The organism is Paenibacillus sp. SAFN-117 (assembly GCF_051966115.1).
GTDB lineage: Bacteria > Bacillota > Bacilli > Paenibacillales > NBRC-103111 > Paenibacillus_L > Paenibacillus_L residui.
Window position 1 is genome coordinate 65,723 of the sequence record NZ_JBQCLK010000029.1, and the last position, 22,507, is coordinate 88,229.

General features: G+C 50.1%; 22 protein-coding genes and 1 pseudogene. 21 read left to right on the forward strand and 2 right to left on the reverse strand.

Translation table 11 applies throughout. The annotated features are described in order from the left end of the window. From ACTHRH_RS18265 to ACTHRH_RS18310, 10 genes are all read left to right on the forward strand, one after another. Positions 1-1,383 (forward strand): response regulator transcription factor, encoded by a 1,383-nt coding sequence (locus ACTHRH_RS18265; RefSeq protein WP_440416914.1) that lies wholly within the window; start codon positions 1-3, stop codon positions 1,381-1,383. A gap of 273 nt (positions 1,384-1,656) precedes the next feature. Then, on the forward strand, positions 1,657-3,276 hold the full coding sequence (locus ACTHRH_RS18270) for an extracellular solute-binding protein (RefSeq protein WP_260982005.1): 1,620 nt from the start codon (positions 1,657-1,659) through the stop codon (positions 3,274-3,276). 82 nt (positions 3,277-3,358) lie between these two features. After that, positions 3,359-4,249, forward strand: a complete 891-nt coding sequence (locus ACTHRH_RS18275) for an ABC transporter permease (protein WP_225312817.1) — start codon at positions 3,359-3,361, stop codon at positions 4,247-4,249. A gap of 14 nt (positions 4,250-4,263) precedes the next feature. Next, the gene (locus ACTHRH_RS18280) at positions 4,264-5,148 is read left to right on the forward strand and encodes a carbohydrate ABC transporter permease (protein ID WP_440416917.1); all 885 of its coding nucleotides are present in this window, start codon (positions 4,264-4,266) and stop codon (positions 5,146-5,148) included. A 46-nt stretch (positions 5,149-5,194) separates the two neighbouring features. Further along, on the forward strand, positions 5,195-7,576 hold the full coding sequence (locus tag ACTHRH_RS18285; RefSeq protein ID WP_440416919.1) for a hypothetical protein: 2,382 nt from the start codon (positions 5,195-5,197) through the stop codon (positions 7,574-7,576). Between the two features lie 603 nt (positions 7,577-8,179). Then, the gene (locus ACTHRH_RS18290; protein WP_440416921.1) at positions 8,180-9,007 is read left to right on the forward strand and encodes a TrmB family transcriptional regulator; all 828 of its coding nucleotides are present in this window, start codon (positions 8,180-8,182) and stop codon (positions 9,005-9,007) included. Positions 9,008-9,169: 162 nt separating this feature from the next. Beyond that, the gene (locus ACTHRH_RS18295) at positions 9,170-9,898 is read left to right on the forward strand and encodes an AzlC family ABC transporter permease (protein ID WP_150960582.1); all 729 of its coding nucleotides are present in this window, start codon (positions 9,170-9,172) and stop codon (positions 9,896-9,898) included. Beyond that, entirely contained in the window at positions 9,889-10,218 is a 330-nt protein-coding gene (locus ACTHRH_RS18300; protein WP_144933800.1) for an AzlD domain-containing protein, read from the forward strand. The genes ACTHRH_RS18295 and ACTHRH_RS18300 overlap by 10 nt, the downstream gene beginning before the upstream one ends. 567 nt (positions 10,219-10,785) lie before the next feature. Next, the gene (csaA, locus tag ACTHRH_RS18305; protein ID WP_150960583.1) at positions 10,786-11,115 is read left to right on the forward strand and encodes a chaperone CsaA; all 330 of its coding nucleotides are present in this window, start codon (positions 10,786-10,788) and stop codon (positions 11,113-11,115) included. Positions 11,116-11,913: 798 nt separating this feature from the next. Next, positions 11,914-12,792 carry a methyltransferase domain-containing protein gene (locus ACTHRH_RS18310; RefSeq protein WP_379286259.1) on the forward strand — a complete coding sequence of 293 codons (879 nt, stop codon included), beginning with the start codon at positions 11,914-11,916 and terminating at the stop codon, positions 12,790-12,792. Positions 12,793-12,873: 81 nt separating this feature from the next. Here ACTHRH_RS18310 and ACTHRH_RS18315 read toward each other — a convergent pair whose 3' ends face one another. Next, on the reverse strand, positions 12,874-13,458 hold the full coding sequence (locus ACTHRH_RS18315) for a hypothetical protein (RefSeq protein ID WP_379286258.1): 585 nt from the start codon (positions 13,456-13,458) through the stop codon (positions 12,874-12,876). A 373-nt stretch (positions 13,459-13,831) separates the two neighbouring features. Between ACTHRH_RS18315 and ACTHRH_RS18320 the strand changes: the two genes are divergently transcribed. From ACTHRH_RS18320 to ACTHRH_RS18355, 8 genes and pseudogenes are all read left to right on the forward strand, one after another. Continuing rightward, a complete protein-coding gene (locus tag ACTHRH_RS18320) occupies positions 13,832-14,551 on the forward strand; it encodes an AAA family ATPase (protein WP_150960598.1) in 720 nt (239 codons plus the stop codon). 111 nt (positions 14,552-14,662) lie between these two features. Continuing rightward, entirely contained in the window at positions 14,663-14,836 is a 174-nt protein-coding gene (locus ACTHRH_RS18325) for a hypothetical protein (RefSeq protein ID WP_191964413.1), read from the forward strand. Continuing rightward, a pseudogene (locus tag ACTHRH_RS18330) lies at positions 14,821-14,940 on the forward strand (protein kinase); the annotation flags it as partial. The gene ACTHRH_RS18325 and the pseudogene ACTHRH_RS18330, both read left to right, overlap by 16 nt. Positions 14,941-15,577: 637 nt before the next feature. Beyond that, positions 15,578-16,375 carry a helix-turn-helix domain-containing protein gene (locus ACTHRH_RS18335; RefSeq protein ID WP_144933795.1) on the forward strand — a complete coding sequence of 266 codons (798 nt, stop codon included), beginning with the start codon at positions 15,578-15,580 and terminating at the stop codon, positions 16,373-16,375. A gap of 352 nt (positions 16,376-16,727) precedes the next feature. Further along, positions 16,728-17,141 carry a VOC family protein gene (locus tag ACTHRH_RS18340; RefSeq protein ID WP_144933794.1) on the forward strand — a complete coding sequence of 138 codons (414 nt, stop codon included), beginning with the start codon at positions 16,728-16,730 and terminating at the stop codon, positions 17,139-17,141. A 41-nt stretch (positions 17,142-17,182) separates the two neighbouring features. Then, positions 17,183-17,461, forward strand: a complete 279-nt coding sequence (locus ACTHRH_RS18345; protein ID WP_150960587.1) for a DUF2277 domain-containing protein — start codon at positions 17,183-17,185, stop codon at positions 17,459-17,461. A 213-nt stretch (positions 17,462-17,674) separates the two neighbouring features. Next, positions 17,675-18,445, forward strand: a complete 771-nt coding sequence (locus ACTHRH_RS18350; RefSeq protein ID WP_144933792.1) for a DeoR/GlpR family DNA-binding transcription regulator — start codon at positions 17,675-17,677, stop codon at positions 18,443-18,445. Between the two features lie 245 nt (positions 18,446-18,690). Next, complete coding sequence (locus ACTHRH_RS18355; protein WP_144933791.1) at positions 18,691-19,644, forward strand: metallophosphoesterase family protein; 954 nt, start codon at positions 18,691-18,693, stop codon at positions 19,642-19,644. A 153-nt stretch (positions 19,645-19,797) separates the two neighbouring features. On the opposite strand, the gene ACTHRH_RS18360 is transcribed toward ACTHRH_RS18355, so the two are convergent. Next, complete coding sequence (locus ACTHRH_RS18360) at positions 19,798-20,247, reverse strand: carboxymuconolactone decarboxylase family protein (protein ID WP_144933790.1); 450 nt, start codon at positions 20,245-20,247, stop codon at positions 19,798-19,800. 162 nt (positions 20,248-20,409) lie between these two features. On the opposite strand from ACTHRH_RS18360, the gene sigJ reads away from it, so the two are divergent. The 3 genes from sigJ to ACTHRH_RS18375 are packed head-to-tail and all read left to right on the forward strand — an operon-like array spanning position 20,410 to position 21,912. After that, entirely contained in the window at positions 20,410-21,309 is a 900-nt protein-coding gene (gene sigJ, locus ACTHRH_RS18365) for an RNA polymerase sigma factor SigJ (protein ID WP_440416926.1), read from the forward strand. Positions 21,310-21,319: 10 nt separating this feature from the next. Then, on the forward strand, positions 21,320-21,619 hold the full coding sequence (locus ACTHRH_RS18370) for a GNAT family N-acetyltransferase (RefSeq protein WP_313960564.1): 300 nt from the start codon (positions 21,320-21,322) through the stop codon (positions 21,617-21,619). 17 nt (positions 21,620-21,636) lie between these two features. Further along, positions 21,637-21,912, forward strand: coding sequence for a GNAT family N-acetyltransferase (locus ACTHRH_RS18375; protein WP_440416931.1), 276 nt, complete (start codon positions 21,637-21,639; stop codon positions 21,910-21,912). Positions 21,913-22,507 lie beyond the last annotated feature (595 nt).

Consider the following 22,507-nt stretch of genomic DNA (forward strand, 5'->3'; position numbering starts at 1 on the left):
ATGCGCGTATTGATTGTTGAGGATGACAGGCTTGTGCGGAAAGGTTTTATATCATTGATGCCTTGGGAGCAGTTCGGAATGCAGGTGATCGGGGAAGCGGGAAATGGGGAGGATGCGCTTGCGTTTTTAAGCAACCGGGAAGTGGATCTCTTGATTACCGATCTTTCCATGCCAAGGATGAGCGGGATCGAGTTGATCCGAACGGTAAGGCAGCTTTATCCGCGCGTTTGGACGGTTATTTTGACGTTTCATCAGGATTTTGAATATATACAGGAAGCGCTTCGGCTTGGGGCCATCGATTATATTGCCAAAACGGAGCTGCAGCAGGACAAAATGGAAGAGGTGCTGAGCAGAATCGAGCAGCGCATCAAATATGAAATGAAGCAGCAGGCGCGGGCCTGGGCGGAAAATGAAAAAGCGGCCCCGGATCGGGCGATCGTATGGCTGGCGGCTTGTATCGATGGGGACAGACAGATGTGCAGTCCGGTTTACCGCGGCAAGCCTGTGGAGGAAAGCGCTCCGGGGATTTGGTTTCTGCCCTGTGAGGAAGGAGAATGGACGGAGGAATGTAAGGCCTTCTTACTAAAAGATCCTTTTCTTTGCGGCGGGGTCGCCATGCTTCTTGACGGCATCGGCTCCGGGGGCGGCAGCCAGGTGATCCGTACGCTTCAGGAGTACAGGGAGCGCTTTATGTTTTATGAATGGGACCCTGATGCTCCGCAGGTATGGAGAAGGAGCTTTCAGCAGCTGCGGGAGACGACGGGCCGAAGGCCGGTCTCCCTCGAAGAAGAACAGGCGCTTCAGGAAGTCTGGTCCAGCTTGCAGTGGGTGATTCATGATCGGCAGTATGAAGAAAACTTGGCTACGCTCGAAGCGATGAAGCTGCCCCCGCGGCAGTTGGGGACTTTGTTTATAATGGCCTCTACCCGCTGGGAACGTGTCGTTTCGGCAGAAACCTGGACGGCCCCGCGCCAAGAACTGTCCTGGCAGACCTGGAAGAGGTGGCTGGAAGGCTTGCGGCAGGAGCTTGCATCCTACTTATTTAAACCCTCCTACTCTCAGGAAGTCATCTCTTGTGTCTGGAAAGCGGCCCAGATCATCCATCAGGACTTGAGCAGGGAGATCACGCTGCGGGAGGTGGCCGGGGAAGTCAATTTGAGCCAAAGCTATTTGAGCCAGTGCTTCCGGGATATTGTTGGCGTATCCTTCAATGAATATGTCCGCCGGGCCCGGATCGATTGGGCCAAGAAGCTGCTGCGAGACACCGACAAGCCGATTTATTGGATCGCGACACAGACCGGATATCCGAATGAAAAATATTTCAGCCGTGTCTTCAAGGACAAAACCGGGATGCTTCCCAGCGCCTATCGGTCAAGCAAGTAGGGCGGCCTGACGGCAGCCGGCGGCTCCCCATAGCCGATGATTTGCCGATTGGGGTCTGCAAATGATCCGCAAGCAGGTACACAAATGATTGAAAGATTCAGGGGAAAGCCAGAAGGAAAGATTTTAGCATAAGAAATGAGGCCTGATCTGACGACGAAATGAAACTCCCGCAACTCCGGCGGAAGCTACAATAATGGTAAGGCTTACGACTTCCGCCGGCTTTGCGCCAAGGGAGTTGTAAGCGCAAACAATTATGAGACAGGGGGAGTTTTCGTGAAAAAATGGATGACTGTAGTTCTGGCAAGTACCGTGCTGCTCGCAAGCGGATGCGGGGCAAAAGATCAGGGGGCTTCCACAACAGAAGAAGCAAAGACGCCGGCGGACCCATTCTATAAATTCCCCGAGCCTGTAACGCTCACGATTGCCAAGCCGCTGAATCCGGAGGACAAGACCCTTCCGGCAGAGGACACCGTAGATAACAACCAGTTCACCCGCTATATTTTCGACAAGACCAACATTAAATTTGATTACACGCTCACCGCCAAAAGCGGCGATCCGTTCACCCAGAAGGTTCAAGTGGCCATTGCCAGCAACGATATTCCGGACGTGATGGTCGTCGGCGAGAAAGAGCTGCGGCAAATGGTGGAAGCGGACCAATTGGAGGATATGACCGCAGTCTATGACAAATATGCATCGCCTCAGGTTAAGGACTTTTATGCTACAACGGAAGGCAAGGCGCTGGAGAAAGCAACGTTCGACGGCAAGCTGATGGCGATTCCGAATATCGTGCCTCAGGGCGACGCTCCGTATTTTCTGTGGGTGCGCAAAGACTGGCTGGATAAGCTGGGGCTGCAGGAGCCGAAAACGATGGAGGACATTGAGGCTGTTGCCAACGCCTTTATCGAAAAGGACCCTGACGGCAACGGCAAGGCCGATACGGTCGGACTGCCAGGTTCGCCTACGGATCTTATTTTCGGGAATAACGGGTTTGCTTCGATTTTCAGCTATTTCGGGGCTTATCCGACCTACTGGATAAAAGATAAAGAAGGTCAGATCACCTACGGCTCGATCCAACCCGAGGTGAAAGATGCCCTGGCCAAGCTGAGAGATTGGTATGCCGCAGGGCTGATCGATCAGGAATTTGCGCTTCGGAAGGAAGCTTTCGAGCTGACTGCAGGCGGCAAGGCCGGCATGTTTTTTGGCCCGTGGTGGATGCCTTGGGGGCCGCTTGGCGACGCAGTGAAAAACGATCCGAAATCCAATTGGATCGCGCTGGCCGCACCGCTGGATGCCGAGGGAAATTTCAGAACGCATACCGTTCCGGTCAGCAATTCCTTCGTGGTGGTCAAAAAAGGGATCAAGCATCCGGAAGCGGTGATGATCGCCGTGAATACGACGGTGGCCGCCGAGAGGGGAATAGATCCGGATGCGAAAAAACTGGATAACCGGGTGAATCCGGGATATTGGCCAATGCGGCTTGTTATTGAAAATGCAGACACGGTTACGCGTAAGCACGATATGCTCAGAGATGTGCTGGAAGGCAAAGCCAAGCCGGAGGATATGATTCCTGAAATGCAGGAAATCTATGCGAAAGCCAAGGCCGCGGATTTTGATCCGGCCAAGGATTTGGGGGCATGGCAGCCGTTTTACGCCTACACGGTTGGAAGCGACCCTTTGCATGGTCCGCTCAAGCCCGAGGAGAATCTGTTTACTTCCATAACCAAAACGATGGAGCTGAAGAACGCCACCCTCAACAAGATGGAGAAAGAAACATTCCTGAAGATCATTATGGGCAAAGAGCCGCTGGATGCGTTTGACAACTTCGTTGAGCAGTGGAAGAAGCTGGGCGGCGAACAAATTACAAAAGAAGTCCGGGATGCGCTTGGGGAGTAGTTCAATACGGGCGCGGGAAAGCAAAAGGACCGCCTGCCTTTCCCCGCCCTTTCCGATCATCGATGAGAGGTGAGAGAGAACGATGAAAAAACAGCCGTTTGCGCTTCATTATCACCTGATGCTGCTGCCGGGGATCGTGCTGCTGATCTTGTTCAGCGTCGTACCGATGTTCGGTGTTACGATCGCGTTTCAGAACTTCAAGCCGAATTTGGGCTTCTGGCGTTCGGAATGGGTCGGGCTGGACAACTTCCGTTATTTGTTCGAGCTGCCTGACAGCCGCAAAATCTTTTTTAACACGATCTATATCGCCGTGCTCAAAATTGTGGCCAATTTGGCGGTGCCTGTCTTATTTGCGCTGTTGCTGAATGAAGTCAGAACGGTGCTGTTTAAGCGCAGCGTCCAGACGATCGTGTACCTGCCCCATTTTCTGTCATGGGTTATCTTGGCGGGCATTATTACCGACCTGCTGTCCATGGACGGATTGATCAACCAGCTTTTGGCCGTTTTCGGCATGGAACCGATCATGTTTATGGCCAGCAATAACTGGTTCCCGGGGATTGTCGTGGCCAGTGATGTATGGAAGGAGTTCGGGTTCGGGACGATCGTTTATTTGGCCGCGCTCACAGGGATCAGTCCGGCGCTTTACGAAGCGGCCGCAATCGACGGCGCCAGCCGGCTTCAACAGCTGCGATATATTACGCTGCCAAGCCTGAAGCCGACGATCATCCTGCTGGCTACGCTGAGCCTGGGCAATGTGCTGAATGCCGGTTTTGACCAGATTTTCAACTTGTACAATCCTCTCGTATACGATTCCGGCGACATTATCGACACCTACGTTTACCGCGCCGGTCTGCTGCAGGTTCAATACGGTCTGGCAACGGCTGTCGGCCTGCTGAAATCGGTCATCAGCTTTGTGCTTATCATCCTTTCCTACGTGCTGGCGTCGAAATTCGCCAACTACCGCATTTTCTAAGGGGGCGGATCGTTATGGTTAGAAATGTCACGTTGATGTCGCGTACGGCGGATACCATAATTATCGCTATATTGGTCATTTCGTCACTGCTGTGTATCTTTCCGATCTGGTACACGATTGCGGTGTCCTTTAGCGACAAGGCCGCAGTGGCTGCAGGCATGGTTACCTTCTGGCCGGTGGACTTTACGCTTTCCTCTTACAAAAAAATCCTGCAGGAACAGGCCTTCTTCACGGCATTCGGCGTTTTGCTCAAACGGGTTATCTTGGGAGGGATCATCAACTTTGTCGTCTGCGCCATGATGGCGTATCCGCTGTCCCGCACACCGGAGCAGTTCCGCTTCCGCAATGTGTATATGTGGTTTATCGTATTTACGATGCTGTTTAGCGGCGGGCTGATTCCCTGGTTTGTTACGATCAAGTCGTACGGCTTGCTGGATACGATTTGGGCATTGGTGCTGCCGACGGCCGTTCCGGTGTTCAACGTCATTTTGCTTGTCAACTACTTCCGGAGCATCCCGAAGGATATGGATGAGGCCGGGATGATGGACGGGGCCGGACCCTGGTATATGTTGATCAAAATCTATTTGCCGCTGTCGGTGCCCGTGCTTGCGACCATCACACTGTTTAGTATCGTGGGTCACTGGAACTCGTTTTTTGACGGGCTTATCCTGATGAACAAGCAGGAGAATTATCCGCTGCAAACCTACATTCAGCAGTTGGTGGTGCAGATCAACACGGATAACATGACGACGGAAGAGCTGCGCCAGATGGCACAGTTGTCCAATAAAACATTAAATGCGGCGAAAATCGTAATTTCGATGCTGCCGATTCTGGTGGTGTATCCGTTTTTACAGCGTTTTTTCATTCATGGCATTATGCTGGGCTCGGTAAAAGAATAGGAGTGCGATACCGCAATTCCAGAACCGATAGAGGAGGAAGTCAATCATGTCATTACCCGCACAGGATGCTTTGATCCGGATCGGAGGTCCCCGCTGGGAAGCTGCGCTGCACCGGAACGGTCAGGTGGATCGCATGCGGCTGTTGTCGGATGAAGGCTGGATCGATGTTGATTTCAGAAAAGGGCCGTTTGCCGGCTTCACGTGGGTAGGGGAATGGAACGGCGAAAAACATGTGATCGGCGTAACGCTTGATGCGCAGAAGACGGATGAGGCGGTTTTTGCGGGAGGCTCGGGCGCTTTGGAATGTTCGCTGCGCTATCACAGTATAGGCGGGCAGTTGGCGGTTAGCGCGGCCGTCACCAATACGGGAAGGCTTCCGCTGCAGCCGCAATCGCTGGGGCTGATGACCGGAATCGATTCCTATATGGAGAAGTTCCCGGATTGGAATGATAAATTTTTCCCGACGCTGCTGCGGTGCGAGCGAACGCATTTCTGGGGCTACTGCATGAGACCGGAAGGGGCGCTTATCGCCCTTGCATGCCCGCAGCCGATAGCGTCCTGGAGCCTGCAGTACAACGTCGGCTACATGGAAGGGGAACTGGAATGGGGCGGCCACCGCGTCGAAACGTTTACGATTGATTTCCTTCATGCAGGCCCCCTGCCTGAGCGCCACCCGCAGACGCAGTTCCAACTGCTTCCGGGCAAGACGAAGGAATGGACGCTCCGGCTGATTCCGCTTCAGCGTCTGGATGGGCTGCTGCCGGCGCTTGCGCCGGTCTGTGCCGCTCCCATGCTGGAAATCGCACGGACGACGCTGGCGAAAGGTGAAAGCACCCGCATGATTATTCATTCCGACGAGAGCGTCACGGCGCGGATTCAGATGCCGGATGGGCAGCGGATGACAGTGCGGCCGGAAGCAGCCGGCGGGAATAAATATGAGCTATTGATCCAGGCAGGGGAGGCCCGGGGGCATATCCGGATCGATGTGGAGAATAGCTCGGGCAAGCAGAGCGAAGCGATTGTTTCCGTCAGACCCGACTGGCTGTGGTTTATGGACAAGGCGAGGGCGGCGGCGCTTGTCTATCCGCCGAGAGCGACGTCGCACTGCGAAAGCTGGTACGGGCTGTATACGCTCTACTTGTCACAGCAGTATTTTCCGGATCGGGAGCTGCTGGAACGGACGGAGCAAATTATGGAATCCATTTACCCCTTGATGTTTGATATGGAAAGCCATGAACCGCTGCTGGTGAAGCACAGAATCCAGAACGTAAGCTCCATGGTGGGGATTCTGGTCGACCGCTACGAAGCGACAGGGGATGAAGCCGTACTGCAAAGAGCCTCCGATCTGGCGGATTGGCTCATACGGCATGCACAGCACCCGGACGGCTCCTACCGCGCCGGGAAAACACATTATACGTCGGTGATCTATCCGGCGAAGAGCCTGATGGAGCTGATCCTGGCGGAACAAGCTTTGGCCGCCGATGATCCGCTATGGCGTGAACGGCTTGTCCGGCATACCGCTTCCGTGCGCAGAGCGATGGATGAGCTGGCGGCGGCGGACGGCGACATCGATACGGAAGGCGAGCTGACTTATGAGGACGGCATGATTAGCTGCAGTGCGCTGCAGCTCGGGTTATTTGCGCTGATGCAGCCGGAGAATGAGCGTGCCGTATACCGGGAAGCGGCGCTGAAGCTGGTGGACGGACATGAGTGCCTGGCCAATCTTCTGATCCCGGACGGACGCCAAAGAGGGGCGACCAGACGGTTCTGGGAATCGCAATATGACGTGGCCATCCAGCCGAATATGCTGAATTCGCCGCATGCCTGGACTTCCTGGCGCACCTACAGCACCTGGTATGCTTATCTGCTGACCGGCAAGCTGTACTATTTGGAGCAGACGATGAACGCGCTGGGCAGCTGCGTGCAGATGGTCGACATGAATTTGGGAGCGTTAAGATGGGCGTTTGTTCCCGACCCGTACGTTCGGGCAAGGCAGATCAGCAAGCAGATGATGGTAAGCGATCGGAGCCGTGCGCAGGAAGGGCATCATCATACGCTGAAATATCCTTCGCAGGAATTCGTCATCGGCGAGCAGTACATCGGGATGATCTCGGATTGGCATGAGACCAATCTGCAGGATAACGACGTGCATGAGCATTTTAAATGCCTGGCCGAGGTGGCGCTGGGCAAAGCATATGCGGCATACGACGAGCATGGAAGCTTGCGGACGTGGAACTGCCGCGCCGAAGAAAAGGACGGCGTGCTTCATGTGTATCCAACCGAGCCGAAAGTGGAACGGGTTCATCTTAACGTGGGTGAGAAGCAGGTCGCCGTTCATTTTGAAACGGGAGATGTTGCGGCCAATCTACAGGAAATGGTTTGGGTCCATGCGGATGGAAGGATGATGCGGGATTTATATATGACATAAGAGAGTAAACGCCCACAGCTCCGACAACTCGCAAACGGTGCGAAGTCCGCATATCGAGCGTTTCACCCGCTGGGTGGACAGAGAAGCGGGCGCTGAGCCTCCGGAAGGAGTATTTTGCCCAGCGCCCTGCATCTCGTTTAAATTTTATAGATATTTCCTATTGAATATATTGGTTTTATATATTTCTGTTATAAGGAAATTTCCTGTACACTCCTGTTATTAAGCGGTTAATAAGGAGGAGATATGGGATGAATGGCATTTCTTTATCGGCCGGAGGAGTTCTTTTTCATGGGGAAGAATAGAAGGAAAACCATTCTGTTCCGAAACCAAACAGAATTATGACCGGTATATCTTGACAGGCATAATGTCTTCAAATTATAGTTGTTAGTAACATAACAACTGTTGTTTTCGGCCCGGAATCATGCGCGTTACATTCTCGCGAATCTACCTTCACAAATGATTAACGGTTCACATGGAGATGAACCGTTTTTCTTCAGCCGAAACTATAGTAGCTATAAATATAACTTCTATAACCCGGTTAAAGGAATGAAGGTTCGGGTCGGAGGAAGCAGGAGCAATAATAAAGGGTGGGATGCGAGAAATATGGATGCTGTTTTTAAAGAACTGCAGAAGCTCGGCTTTTCGCCGTACGAGTGTAAGGCCTATGTCGGATTGCTGAAGACACATCCGGTTACGGGATATGAAATCAGCAAGCGCTCCGGTGTTCCCCGGTCGATGATCTACGAGGTGCTGGGGAAGCTGATGGACAAAGGGGCCGTTCATCTGGTGCCCTCCGAACCGGTTAAATATTCGCCGGTGCCTGCGGAGGAGTTAATAGACCGGCTAAGAAAGCAGTTCGAAGAATCGCTTTCCTATTTGGAGAAAGAGTTGACGATGCTGCAGCAGGAGCGGGACATAGACGTGATCTGGCACATCCGCAGCGACGAGATGGTCATGAATGAAATCACAGAGATGATCGCACGCACTGAGAAAGAACTATGGCTCTCGGTTTGGGAGCCGCAGGTTCCGATGATTCAGGCGGCAGTGGAACGTCATCTGCGGGAAGGGGTTCATGTTTTCTCCGTTCTGTTCGGGTCCCCGGACGAGACGATTGGAACAACTTTCCATCATGATTACATGACGCCCGAGGTGGTCCGCGACAGGACGGGCGGGCACCTCACCATTGCAGCCCGGGACGGGGAAGAGGTCATCATCGCCAATTTTACGGATCAATCCACCTCCTGGGCGGTCAAAACCCATGATCCCGTACTCGTCCTCGTGGCGACGGAATATATCCGACATGACATCATGATCGAAAAAGTAACGGCACAGTTCGGTCCCGAGCGGCTGGATGCTCTCTGGCGCAATAACCCCGATCTTGTGCACGTGATGACGGGGCGGAGGCCCGACGTGCTAAATGATTTGGAGTAAAGTGCGGCTAACATTATGCTGGATCGGGTTAATCCCCTATCATTTATGGGCAGGCCCTGTATTGGGTGAGAAAGCAGCTTTATCCGCTTTCCCCCTGTAGAGCAGTTGCATTATTTTAAACGAGCTAATCAATAAATAGAAAAATACAGCTATGGAGGAACCATGAGTAAAAAGGAAGTTCTTTTGCGGTATCCAGCCGGTCAAGAGGAGAGCTTCATGCAAGGGGTAAAGGATTGCCTACCCACGGTGCTGGGTTATTTAAGTATCGGATTTGCCGCCGGTGTGCTGGAGAAGACGGCCGGTTTATCCTTGGCGGAAATCGCCCTCATGTCGCTGCTGCTTTATGCCGGATCGGCGCAGTTCATCGCCGCCGGGATGCTTGCCTTGAGCAGCCCGGCCACAGCCATTATTTTTACTGTCTTTTTTGTCAATTTGCGCCATCTTCTCATGAGTGCGGCGGTGGCCCCCTATTTTCGCCATCTGCCCGTATGGAAGAATGTTGTGATCGGCTCCCAGCTAACGGACGAAACGTTCGGCGTCGCCGTGACCAAGCTGGCCGGGAAGTCCAGGGGAAGCTACCGCTGGATGTTCGGACTCAATCTGACCGCCTATCTCAACTGGCTGCTGGCCAATTTGGCGGGAGGAATCTTCGGGCAGTGGATAGCTTCGCCGGAGGCCTACGGGCTTGATTTCGCCTTGGCGGCCATGTTCATCGGCCTGTTCATGCTTCAACTGACCGAGCGCAAAAAATATGGGCTGGATCTCATCGTTGCAATCAGCGCCGTCGTGGTGGCGGTGGCCGGATCGGTCTTTCTGTCCGAGAGCGCCGGTGTATTGATTGCCATTGTGATTGCCGCAAGTATAGGAGTGTGGGTGGAGAAATGGAAGTGAGATGGAGTTTTCTATGGATGCTGCTCGGGGCATCGGCAGTCACCTTACTGCCGAGGGTGCTGCCGCTTGTTGTACTGAGCCGCATACAACTGCCGGAATGGGGCCTGCGCTGGCTCCAGCATATTCCGATAGCGGTCATGTCCGCCTTGCTGGCTCAGGAGCTGCTGGTGTCCGGCGGCTCCTTGGCGCCGTCGTGGATCGGGCTGCTGGCCGCTCTGCCGGCTTTTGCCGTGGCGTATTTTACCCGGAGCCTGCTTGGTACGGTGGTGACCGGGATTATTGCGGTGATGCTGATCCGTTACTTGTCTGCATTGATTTAGCTTTATTGCTTTGCGGCAAGAAATTCCTCTATGATGCCCATGGGTATAGTTTTTTTGGCGTGAGAGAGGCAATCTAACTGTATTTTATGCAGGTAGATTGATGTGAATGGCGGAGGATGATTGAAGTAGCTGGAAAAACTACATTTAGATTCGTGCTTTTTTGCAGATATCGCCCTTTTGGCACAAAATAACTGTAGGTTTTCCAGTAAGTTTTCGATATTTCATCGGAAAGAGCCCATTTACCTGGATGAAATCCATTTAGACCCGTATTCCGCTGGCACGGCAGCATCCGACGAAGATAATTTTTCAGGGTGGCTGTATGCCTGCCGGAGGTCCATCCGGGTGGACGGTTCTTTTGCTATGGATGAAGTTAGCACATTCAGCCGGGGAGGCGCAGAAACTGCCGGTTGGATCAACGAAATGATAGATAAGGAAAGAAGGCCCCAAAGTAAAATTCCAGGGTCTGCTCCGGCAATGAATCACTTAATGGCCTAGCGGGCTTCACGGTTCGATTGGTGAAAGTCGGGACATAAGGATTCCCGGCAGACCTTTAGAGGAGGAATGAAAATGGCGACGATAGACGATTTTATGAAGCTGGATCTGCGTATAGGGACGATCAAGAAGGCCGAGCCGTTCCCGGAAGCGCGGAAGCCGGCGATCAAGCTGGAGATAGACTTCGGCCCTCTCGGGATCAAACGCTCCAGTGCGCAGATTACGAGAAGGTACTCGCCCGAGCAGTTGACAGGCCGCCAGGTAGTGGCGGTGGTCAATTTCCCTCCGAGGCGGATAGCGGGCTATGTCTCCGAAGTTCTGGTGCTGGGAGGGGTCCCGGAGGAAGGGGATGTCGTTCTGCTGCGTCCGGATGAGGCCGTTAAAGACGGGACTCCCATTGCTTAAGCACGGTTACCTGTTCTTACCACATTAGAAAGTTTAAGTTCATTAAAGCATTAAAATGGAACAAACTTTCTAATTGGCATCTTCTAATACCGGGTTATTCATCTTCGAAGAGGCTCCGTTAGTAGCTTTTTTTACCACAATCAGAATTTATAAGTTATTGCGTCCTGAATAACTTCAAATTCTATTTGGCGATAAAAACATCCTTTAAACGCGGTCGCTCATCCATGAAATACTCCGATAGGAGTTTTTCTCATATTTCATCGGTTAACGCGCCTGTCCAAAGGACGGCGATAGCCGTTTATCCTTGTCTTGAAGTATTAAGTAGTAGCTGTTACTATTTGAATAACCGGTTCGAGGAACGGAATGGCGGGACTGAAGATAAAGCCCCCGCCTTTTTTTGGCGCTTTCTGGATCTCCATAAATTTCATGGTAGAAATGATGCCCGGTATGATTGGAAAAAGCCATGTTCCCCATCGACCTTCTTCAAACTTCATCTCAAAAAGGTTCCAGTTGGTTGACCTTCACCGCTGTCCGCGATCCGGACAATTCCGTTTGCTTCTACCCCCCTGGCTCTCATTTATTTGACCCAATATCCTTCCCGCTCGCGGCCGATGCTCAGCACAGGTTGCTGGAAAAGGTGGATATCGGAGCTTCATCGTCTGCATCTGGAATTCGGCCATGTATTCAGCCAGACCACTTTGAAGGTATACTCACGATGCTTATACTTCTTGAAAATTGCTTTCTCTTTTCAACCGGCCAAGGTAGGACCAGTCCATTTTCAAAAAGGAGCTTGATTCGATGTCCGAGTACTATTGGGATAACAAGGTGGACTATTTAAGCAACACCCGAGGGCTGTATTACAATGACGATTATTTGGAATTTCTGGTGGGAACCGTTTGGAAAATCAACGCTCCCGTGAACGTGATCGATTTCGGCTACGGTTACGGCTATCTGGGCCTGAAATTGCTGCCGCTATTGCCGGAAGGCTCCTCTTACACCGGGTTGGATCGAGGTGAGGAATTGATTCGGACGGCTCGGGAGGTTTTTCGAACGCTGCCTTATTCGGCCAGATTTATCGCGGGAGATTTGGAAGAACTCCAAGTGGAGCGAAAGTACGACATTGCGGTTTGCCATGCCTTCCTGTTACATATGACAGAGCCAAAAAAGATGCTCCGCAAGATGATCGACAGTGTCGTTGACGAAGGAAGGGTGATCTGCTTCGAGCCTCATTGGATCACCGGCATGGCCGGCTACCATCTCGAAGGGGCCGACTCCTCCCGGATCATTCCGCTGGACATCCTGCAGAAGCTGTATGAGAAGGACGGGGCCCGAACGGGCAAAGACGGAAACATCGGCATTAAGCTGCCTATATACATGAGCCAATTGGGCTTGCGGAATGTGCAGTGCAGAGTAAGCGATAAGGTGAATTTCCTGGATCAAACGATGGAGCAGCCGGATAAGGAAGATCTGTTTCGCTCTATCCAGGCGGACGGATTCGCGGCCAAACCGGGAAACCAAGAGCAGTTTGTCCGTTCTTTAGAGAAGCGGGGATTGACCCCGGAGGAAGCACGCAGACAATATGAAGCTGAGGTCCTGCTTTCCGGGCTTTTTAACATGGATTCCTATTTAGCTTATGCTCCCGCCATGAAAATCTCCTTCGGCACCGTGAGAAGGTAGGGGTTTATATCTGAAGGTTGATATAAAGGGAGGATCCCCTGGGAAAAACATAAATCATTTTATTACGGTATGATTTTTTGTTCATTGATCTTTAAACTTCAAATTCATATAACCTACCATATTTTCGTCGATAACATCTGCTAAACATTCTTTAATTTCTTCCGGATTGGTTTGATTAACATCCGTAATTACAATAACTTTGTTTTCCAGATCTTTATATACGACTGATACACCATTAATTCCATAAGAACGGATGTAGTTATCGATCGTGTCTTTCGCTTCCTTTAATTCTTGTTTTGAGAATTTCACTTTTTCAAATTTTAAATATTCCGTATAACTTGTTTTACTCAATACGGTATCTTTAATCTCTTGCGATAAATTTTGGTATTGCAGAACTAAATTTCCATCATCATCATAATAGAAGCCATCCGGTTCAAAGCCTGCATTTTTAACATTGGTAATTAACTGCTGTAAGTCATTTGCCATCTCCTCTTTCTTTTTTAATTCTTCTACATCTTCATTGGAATTCTTTGATTCGGAGGCATGAATTCGAATTTCTCGGTCGTCGTCACTGTCTAAATTAGAAGATGCCCCATGAGAAGTATTGGGGATTACTAGAAGTATGGTAACTACAGACGTCCAAAGTAATTGTTTTTTGATTTTCATATTTTCGCCTTCTTTAGCCAATAGAATATACTAAAACTTATGTATATTTTGTCTTTAGCTTAATAAATAACTTACTTCAAACTAATGACGCTTCGTAAAGTGATGTTGTTACAAAAAAAGCATATTTTTTACATTGTAAGAAATGACAGTAATCGCGGTTTAAGGATTGAGGTTGTGTGCAAGTTCATATTTTGCAACCAAGCAAAAATGAGAGTTTGGCAACCGAAATAGTTCTGCTATGAACTTTGTAAGATAATATCTATGATTTCGCAGGAGAATATAGGAGGTAATAGACGTAACGTTTCTGTTATGATAGAGCAAAAGCTATGTTTTCTAAGCAATATAGCAGTAACGAAAGGTGAATCATCCGATCATGTATCTTCATGAAATTACTCTGCTGAAGGACAAGATCCGCAACCCCAAGGAATATCCGTTCAGCATTCCTTCGATTCGAACCTTGGGGACCTTGAAGCTAAGGAAAAATGTAACCTTCTTCGTCGGAGAGAATGGCTCGGGGAAATCTACCCTGTTGGAGGCAATCGCCTACCAATGCGGTTTTAATACCGCGGGAGGGAGCCGGAACAATCTGTTTGAACTTGCAGCCTCCGAGGCGAGGCTCGGGGACTATATACGGCTTTCGTGGCTGCCCAAGATCAACCAGGGCTTCTTCCTGCGGGCGGAATCCTTCTACTCCTTCGCCAACCACATAGACGAGATAGCCAAGGAAGACCCGCGAATCTACCGGGCGTACGGGGGGAAATCGTTGCATGAGCATTCGCATGGAGAGTCCTTCCTGGCGCTGTTCCAAAACCGGTTCGGGCGGAAAGGAATCTATCTGCTGGATGAGCCGGAAGCCGCCCTTTCCCCGGCAAGGCAGCTTGCTTTTCTGAGCATCATCCACGAGCTGCAGAAAGATTCGCAGCTCATTATCGCCACTCATTCTCCCATTTTGCTTGGCTATCCCGATGCGGAGATTTATCATTTTGACGAACCGCCAATTCGTCCGATCCCGTACGAGGAAACCTCTCATTATCAAATCACGAGGAGATTTTTAGAGAACCGCAAAGCTTATATGAAGGAATTATTGGACTAAGGAACAGCAGTAGAGCACTGTGACCGGCTCAACGGACGGGTAAGGAAGTTTGTTGATCGAACCGGGTTAACCTGCATGGAACCAAGAAGGATGGTGAGGAGGTGCGAACTTGTGAGTGAAGATATCTTGAATTTTCTTAATGAAAGGTATCCTGTCGTTCTGCAAAAAATTGAAGCCGTGAGCGACGGAATGTACCGCTGTTACGGAAATCAAGGGATATATTATGCACGGATCGGCCAATACAGAACCTATGAAGAGCAATTGGAAGATTCGAATATAGCTTGATGCATATGTACTGGGACCAGCGGAAGCTAAGCGAGGAGCAGGCGCGGATAATGAATTTGTATCGCATTAGAATAGAACAAGACCATCCTGTTACCGGCTGGTGACCTGTTGTTGGCTGCCATGCTCAGGGAATAGATGAACTTTATATCTGAAAATATCGATATGATCTGTAAGCTGGTATGTAAAGTTTTGCGTTATTATCCCATATAGCGAAAAAGTCCATAGGCCGCGGAGTGCCGGGGAACGAAAGTAAAGAAGCATACATCCATGACAAGCAATAATGCATGTCTTTTGGCAAGAATCCGTCAAAACCCGGCCAAGACACGTGCACTTTGTCGGTACTGTCCCCAAAGAAGAGCAAAAGTGCAAATCTTTTTGCACGAATTCGGCAAATCTTGGGAAAGACGGACAAATCTGCAGGTCTTTTCCCGCCAAAAGCGGAAAGCCAGCCAAAATTGCCAAATTCACCTGCACTTTTGCATGTCATTTGCGGATATCGGCCATAATGCCTGCAAAGACCTGCACATTTGCTGGTCTTCGTTCTTTTGGTCGTGCACTTTGCCGATCCTGTCTGGTCCTTTTCTCTAGTTTCTTGGCTGTCCCGGGCTTCTATAAAAACGGTTCATGCAGCGGAACCATTTTTTTCATCTGAACAGTTGATTAGGTGAGCTCATTAATATATAATATTACACGAACTAACGTTCTGTTATTCCGATCCCGGCAGAAGAGAGGTGTGGGACTGTGACCGACCGATATCCGGAAATAGACGGGGTCATTGCCTATATTCACCAGCATATCTATGAACCGTTATCGCTTGACCGTCTGGCTCGTTATGCGGCTTACAGCCCCTATCATTTCGCCCGGATTTTCAAGGAGCGGATGGGGCTTCCCCCGCTCTATTATATTTCCTCCCTGCGGCTTCAGAAGGCCAAGGATTTATTATTGAACACGAATTTAAGCATTCGCGATATCGGTCTGGAGATCGGCCAGCAGAGTCTCGGAACCTTCACGACCCGCTTTACCGAACGGGTAGGCGTGACTCCGGCAGACTTTCGGAATCAGGTGCTGCAGGCGGATAACCATTTCCGTTCCTTGCAGAGGCTGGAGCGCTGGTCTGTCTCTCATGCATCGGCAAGCGCGTATTCACGTGTAGAAGGGAATATCCAGTCAGAGATTCCGTTCGAAGGGGTCATTCTGATCGGCTTGTTTGCCAAGCCTATTCCCGAAGGGATTCCGTTATACGGAACTCTTCTGTCCTCCGTCGGGGAGTTTTGCTTCGAGGGGGTTAAGCCGGGCACATACTATTTAATGGCCACATCGGTTTCCTGGGGGATGCAGGCGAAGGATATTCTGCTGCCGCATACCACCTTGCGTACCCGGTCCAGGCAGCCCATTATTGTGGAGCCTTATTCCGCAGTTCCTTATCAGCAGGTCATGCTGCGTACACCTCGCCTGGACGATCCGCCCATTCTCATTTCGCTGCCTTTATTGATGAACCAGTTTCTTAATCGCGTTCTTCAGCATACCCATTCATTATGAGCCGGGACCGCTCTCACTGAGTGAAGAAAACCATCGCTTCGATGGTAAACGCTTTAGCGCAGGTAAATTCAATGAACAATAGGGCAATGGACGAAAAGTAAGTTGAAAATCGCAGCTAGGTTGATCAATAAAGCGGTTTCTGAAAAAGCTGCGATTTCAAGTGCAATTAGAGGCAAATCAGCTTATGAAATCCAGGCAGACATCCATAAATAAAGATCGGGTTGGTTTAAATATCGTTCCCTTGACTTTTTCGTTGTCATTATCATTGTCGTCATCATAGCAATCCATAAGAAATTTGCTGTCGGGTCATGTGCTACAATCAAAGTAATTCATAAACCTAGAGGTGATATCAATGAAAATGATTACGAAAAACATCTTTATTAATTTGCCAGTTAAAGATTTGCAGAAGTCGATTGATTTTTTCACGGCATTAGGGTTTGAATTCAATGCCCAATTTACGGATGACAAGGCGACCTGCATGGTAATACACGACAATATCTTTGCCATGCTTCTGGTGGAAAGCCGCTTTAAAGATTTCACCAAGAAGGAAATTGCCGATGCCACGCAGAGTACGGAAGCGATCATCGCCTTGTCGGCAGAGAGCCGGGAACAGGTGGATGAAATGGTTAACCGGGCTCTGGCCGCCGGAGGAAAGCAGACGAACGAGCCGATGGACCATGGATTCATGTACCAGCGGAGTTTCGAGGATCTCGACGGCCATCTGTGGGAAGTAATGTATATGGATGCAAGTGTGATCAATAAGTAGTAAGATGGATAATAGATAACGATTATCCAAAGGAGAAAGCTATGTGCCGAAACATCAGAACCTTGTTCAATTTCGATCCTCCGGCCACCGATGAGGAGGTACAGGCGGCCGCCCTCCAGTTCGTAAGGAAGCTATCGGGCTATAACAAGCCTTCGAAGGCGAACGAGGAGGCGTTCGATCGCGCTGTCGATGAAGTGGCTTTGGCGGCCCGCCGTTTGCTGGATTCACTCGTGACCGAGGCCGGGCCTCGCAATCGGGAGATCGAGATCGAACGGGCTCGTGCCAGAGCTGCCAGAAGGTTTGGGAACGGGAACGGCTAGCTTGAGAGTGAATGTGAAGGAAGAGGGAGAACGTTAAGGTTCTCTCTCTTTTTTTTGTGGCTGACCAATACGAAAACCACATCATACAACAAAAATCCATTGACAACAGTCAAGAATGGTTTGTATTATAGATAAAAACCAACAGAACAGTCATTTAGAATGTGGTTTTGCAGAGGAGTTCCGCCCGATTTGGTGATTTCAGGAGGTGAAGGGATGTCATTAACCTTTGAAGAGCGGAAAAGGACGATTCTGGAGCAACTGATGAAAGAGGAAAAGGTCCGGGTACCTCAGTTATCGGAGCAGTTGAACGTTTCGATGGAAACGATACGCCGTGATCTGGATCGGTTGGAAAAAGAAGGCCTGCTCAAAAAAGTGTACGGCGGGGCCGTCAAAACGCGACTGAACATGATCGAGCCACCGTTTTTGCAAAGAGCGCAAATGCACCGGGAGGAGAAGGAGGCGCTCGGCAGATGCGCTGCCCGGCTCGTCAAAGACGGGGAAACGATCATGATTGACAACGGGACGACTACAGTTGAAGTGATCCGTTATTTGCACGATCGGTCAGATGTAACGATTGTTACACATTCGATCTCGGCCATGCTGCTGGCGGCGGAGATGTTTCCGGGACGGATCTTTTTTGCCGGTGGCGAGGTGGACATCAAGCTGCAGTCGGCTGGCGGATCACTGACAGAACGGATGCTTGAGCAGTTTAAGGTTCATAAAGCGTTTATTTCCGTCGGAGGTATCTCGCTGGTGGATGGAATTACGGACTACGATGTCAACGAGGCAAGCATCTCCCGCAAAATGATCGAGCGCGCGGAAGAAGCAATCGTCTTGGCCGATCATTCCAAGCTGGGGGTGACTACATTTGCCAAAATTGCAGATCTTCAGGAAGTATCGATGATTGTGACCGATCGGAATTGCCCTGCGGAATGGATCAGGCACCTGCAGGAGAAAAATGTAGAAATCAGATTGGCGGAGTAGTGAAGGAGTGGGTGAAGGTTAGTTTGATTTTATCCGGAGGAAGGGCTCCATTTGACAGGGTGGCTGCTGCGTACGGCTAAACTTCGAAAGCGCATTCAATTAAATTGATATTGCGGTATGTTGCCCGATGAAGCAGCCGAGCGGTTATTGGCTTCAGCTATACGGCAGTCGTTAGTTTTTCAGGAATGGAAGGCAAGCAAGCTTACCGCATCCTTGCAAGATTAAGATGGGAGGAACAGATTCCTATGAAGTCTGTGTTCACTTTTCGCGAAAATAACACCTTTACGATTGCGCAGTTTACGGATGTCCATTGGAATGATTGGGGAGAGCCCGGACTGGATAGCGAACGGGAAAATACCCGCTCCCGCGAACTGATGCAGATGGTAATTCGGGAGGAGCAGCCCGATCTTGTCGTTTTTACCGGTGATGTGATTACCGCAGGAAGATGTCATGACCCTGTTAAATCGTTTCGCGCCGCCGTTTCCGTTGTCGAGGATCATCAGGTGTCATGGGCGGTAGTATTCGGCAATCATGATACGGAAGCCCAGATTACGAGACAGGAACTGATGGAGGCGGTGACGGAATACCGCTATGCGGTTGCCGAACCCGGCCCGGACGAAATCAGCGGAGTCGGAAATTATATAATACAAATACAAAATGCGGATGGGAAAACCGGAGCGGTGCTTTATTTCTTCGATTCCGGAAATATGTCCTGTATTCCGCATGTCAAAGGGTATGACTGGATTCGGCGAGACCAGGTCGCCTGGTATGAGCGCGAATCCGTCCGCTTGACGGCACAGAATGGGGGCAGCCCGCTGCCGGGACTTGCTTTTCTCCATATTCCGCTGCCTGAGTACCGCGAAGTATGGGAGCGAGAGGTGTGTTACGGGCATAAGTATGAGGAAGTATGCTGTCCGCAGGTGAACAGCGGATTATTCTCGGCCATGGTTGAAAGGGGCGACGTCATGGGAACCTTCGTCGGGCATGACCATATCAACGATTATACCGGCTGGCTTCACGGAATCAGGCTCTGTTACGGACGGGCGACCGGGTTCAATACGTACGGACGCGAAGGGTTCCCGCGCGGCGCAAGAATGATTCGCCTTCACGCCGGTGAACGACGGTTCGACACCTGGCTTCGACTGGATGACGGTTCTGTCGTGATGGAGCAGCAGGAGCACCAACCGGAGGGGAAGTAAACGTTAGAAGCTGCACGGGGCGGAAACTTCAAATTATCTACTGGGACAATAGGATAGGAACGAAAAACAGGCAGACCATCCTTCGGATAACGAGGGTAGGCCTGCCTTTGTCGTATTGCTATGATAATAACGGATCCGCTCGAAGCCGGAAAATTAGCGGACGAAACAGCCCGGCGACATTCCGGTAGCTATTCCGAGCCGGTTCCAGCCGTTGATCGTATTGATCGCCATGATCAGGTCAATATATTCCTTCTCGTCGAAATGGGCACGAACCTGATCGTACACATGGTCCGGCACTCCGGCTTCCCCAATGTTGGTAACATGCTCGGCCAGCTCCAGAGCGGCCTTTTCCTTGTCCGAATAAAGGGAGACCTCACGCCAAGCGGTCAGAAGCAGGAGGCGGTCGATGCTCTCGCCATTCTTCAGCATATCTTTACCGTGCTTATCGATACAGAATGAGCAGCCGTTGATTTGCGAAACCCTCACTTTAATCAGCTCGTATAAGACCGGATCCAGGCCGCTTTTTTTGACGAAGGCTTCCAGTGCCATCATGGCCTCGTAGGCCCCAGAATTTGCTTGATAGTGATTGATTCTTAGACTCATTTCCAATTCCTCCTGATTAAATGTTTGCTTGCATTAGTTAAGACAATCAAGCCCCCCGATTTGTGACATTCAGCTTAGAGAGAAGTATAATATGTCAGAAAGAGCAGAGGCGCATCAAGTCTGGAGGGTGCCGGTTGATTAAACGGGAAGGAGATGGAGTTGTTGCTCGAAGAGTTTTACTCCGATTACAAAGGCCAACTGTTCCGGATCGCTTACCGCATGCTGGGATCGGTAGCGGATGCGGAAGATATCGTGCACGATGTATTTGTAAGTTTATCCAGGCAGGATTGGAACCAGGTGGTAAGCCCAAAATCCTATTTAGTGAAAACGACAATTAACCGCTGTCTTAATTTACTGCAGTCCGGTGCCCGCCAGAAGGAGCAGTATGTGGGCCCGTGGCTGCCGGAGCCGATCCTGGACAGCATCGATGGACAGCCGGAAGAGAAGGCGGAAAGGGACGAGCGAGTGAGATACGCGCTGCTGGTCATGCTGCAAACTTTGTCTCCGCAGGAACGGGCGCTCTTTATCCTGAAGGATATTTTGGGATATAGCTACCCGGAAATAGCTGGGATGCTGGAGCGGACCGAGAGCAACTGCCGGAAAATATTCAGCCGGGCCAAGCAGAAGATGAATCAGGCAGCACCGGAGCCGGCAGAGGGCTTGGAGGAAGAGTCAGGTGAAGTGGCGGCCTTTTTTGTCAAACAGTTCATTCATGCCGTTCAAACCGGGGACGTCCAAGGCCTCGTCAAGCATTTGCGGGAAGAAGTGACGCTCATTACGGATGGCGGCGGCAAAACAAAAGCAGCCTACAGGCCGATCTTTGGCATGGACCGCGTACTTGCTTTCCTGCGTGGCGTGAAGACCAAAGGCACCTTCGACGGGGAGATGGCAGCCGTTCATTTGAACGGGGAGGTCGGGGTGCTGTTAACCCGCCAATGGCGAGCCGTTCTGGCAATTTGTTTTCACCGGGAACCGCGCTCAAGACGAATTTTGAACATTTATATGGTCATGAACCCGGACAAACTTCGTCGTTTTCAGGAGATCAAGCAAAGTTTAGGATAGGAGGGTTTATATGAATGCGGATAAGAAGCTTAAGAGCGCGGACGATGAGTTCACCATTGAATGCAGCGAAATTATTTTACGAGAATATAGAGTTGAAGATTTGGATGACTTATATGCTCTGACGCAACAGCCCGAGATTACACAGTATTTGCCGGATTGGAACGTTCCTAAGGAGCAAAGGCTTCACTGGTTAATCCATTATGAAACGGTCGAGAATAAAAAATTCCTCCGAGCGATCACAGAAGGAGGGCATATTGGTCAGCTTCGTCTTCGTCTAGGAATTATTTTGAAGGCAACCGCGAGTTTATAGGCTGGTGCTGTACGGGGATAAAGGAGGAATTACCGCCGCCAAATAGAGAGATTGTGTTTGCCATCTCCAGAGATCATAGAAGTATGGGGTACACTACCCAGGCCGTACAGGCGACAATCAAGTATTTATTTGAGCACACGAAGGTGGAGGAATTGAACGCGGTAGCTCTGACCCATAACCTGCCCTCCAATAAAGTGATTCAAAAATGCGGGTTTGACCTTGTGAACAAGATTGAGATTGATCAGGAGCCATATAATCATTACAAAATTCTCAAGAGTGAATGGATGCAGTAGGCAAGTAGGCTTGGATTATTCCGAACAAAGGCTTTGACAGTTTATTGAAGAATTTCGATTATATAGATGGTCAATTGGAACAGATAGGAAGAAAGTTTAATATCAGAGGTATATCTATGAACGAACATTGAACCATTGAGCTTACCAAGCAAAATAATAAACCCGGAAGAGATAATAAAGATAATTCCTATCAATCTTTGAATATATTAGAGCTTAATAATTCAACTTTCGCAGCTTAAATTCGGCAGATAAGCCTTGATTTTCGTTTTAGTAGTGAACTTTTTTGGACAACCCCGGATCGTCTACCGGATGGTGTAAAAGACAAGCAAAACTGCAGATCTTTTTTGGAAAAAACCGCGGAGTGCCCTATTCTAAAGCGATAATGCACGTCTTTTTTAGAAAAAGCCACGCAATGCCCTATTCTAAAGCGATAATGCACGTCTTTGGAGCGATTTTTGCGAAATGGCCCCATTTTGTGAAAAAGACGTGCACATTTGAGCGTCTTTCGCCTTCTTTTTGGTAGCGTCAAGAAGTTTGTGTAAGCTGGTAGGGTTATCCATCGGGACGATGGATAAGAAATATTTTTTATGTTTAA

Excerpts from the sequence above, each read along its gene's own strand:
- ACTHRH_RS18265 (WP_440416914.1), top strand. The coding sequence starts at position 1 with ATGCGCGTATTGATTGTTGAGGATGACAGGCTTGTGCGGAAAGGTTTT.
- ACTHRH_RS18275 (WP_225312817.1), top strand. The coding sequence starts at position 3,359 with ATGAAAAAACAGCCGTTTGCGCTTCATTATCACCTGATGCTGCTGCCG.
- ACTHRH_RS18280 (WP_440416917.1), top strand. The coding sequence starts at position 4,264 with ATGGTTAGAAATGTCACGTTGATGTCGCGTACGGCGGATACCATAATT.
- ACTHRH_RS18285 (WP_440416919.1), top strand. The coding sequence starts at position 5,195 with ATGTCATTACCCGCACAGGATGCTTTGATCCGGATCGGAGGTCCCCGC.
- ACTHRH_RS18290 (WP_440416921.1), top strand. The coding sequence starts at position 8,180 with ATGGATGCTGTTTTTAAAGAACTGCAGAAGCTCGGCTTTTCGCCGTAC.
- ACTHRH_RS18295 (WP_150960582.1), top strand. The coding sequence starts at position 9,170 with ATGAGTAAAAAGGAAGTTCTTTTGCGGTATCCAGCCGGTCAAGAGGAG.
- ACTHRH_RS18300 (WP_144933800.1), top strand. The coding sequence starts at position 9,889 with ATGGAAGTGAGATGGAGTTTTCTATGGATGCTGCTCGGGGCATCGGCA.
- csaA (WP_150960583.1), top strand. The coding sequence starts at position 10,786 with ATGGCGACGATAGACGATTTTATGAAGCTGGATCTGCGTATAGGGACG.
- ACTHRH_RS18310 (WP_379286259.1), top strand. The coding sequence starts at position 11,914 with ATGTCCGAGTACTATTGGGATAACAAGGTGGACTATTTAAGCAACACC.
- ACTHRH_RS18315 (WP_379286258.1), bottom strand. The coding sequence starts at position 13,458 with ATGAAAATCAAAAAACAATTACTTTGGACGTCTGTAGTTACCATACTT.
- ACTHRH_RS18320 (WP_150960598.1), top strand. The coding sequence starts at position 13,832 with ATGTATCTTCATGAAATTACTCTGCTGAAGGACAAGATCCGCAACCCC.
- ACTHRH_RS18340 (WP_144933794.1), top strand. The coding sequence starts at position 16,728 with ATGAAAATGATTACGAAAAACATCTTTATTAATTTGCCAGTTAAAGAT.
- ACTHRH_RS18345 (WP_150960587.1), top strand. The coding sequence starts at position 17,183 with ATGTGCCGAAACATCAGAACCTTGTTCAATTTCGATCCTCCGGCCACC.
- ACTHRH_RS18350 (WP_144933792.1), top strand. The coding sequence starts at position 17,675 with ATGTCATTAACCTTTGAAGAGCGGAAAAGGACGATTCTGGAGCAACTG.
- ACTHRH_RS18355 (WP_144933791.1), top strand. The coding sequence starts at position 18,691 with ATGAAGTCTGTGTTCACTTTTCGCGAAAATAACACCTTTACGATTGCG.
- ACTHRH_RS18360 (WP_144933790.1), bottom strand. The coding sequence starts at position 20,247 with ATGAGTCTAAGAATCAATCACTATCAAGCAAATTCTGGGGCCTACGAG.
- ACTHRH_RS18370 (WP_313960564.1), top strand. The coding sequence starts at position 21,320 with ATGAATGCGGATAAGAAGCTTAAGAGCGCGGACGATGAGTTCACCATT.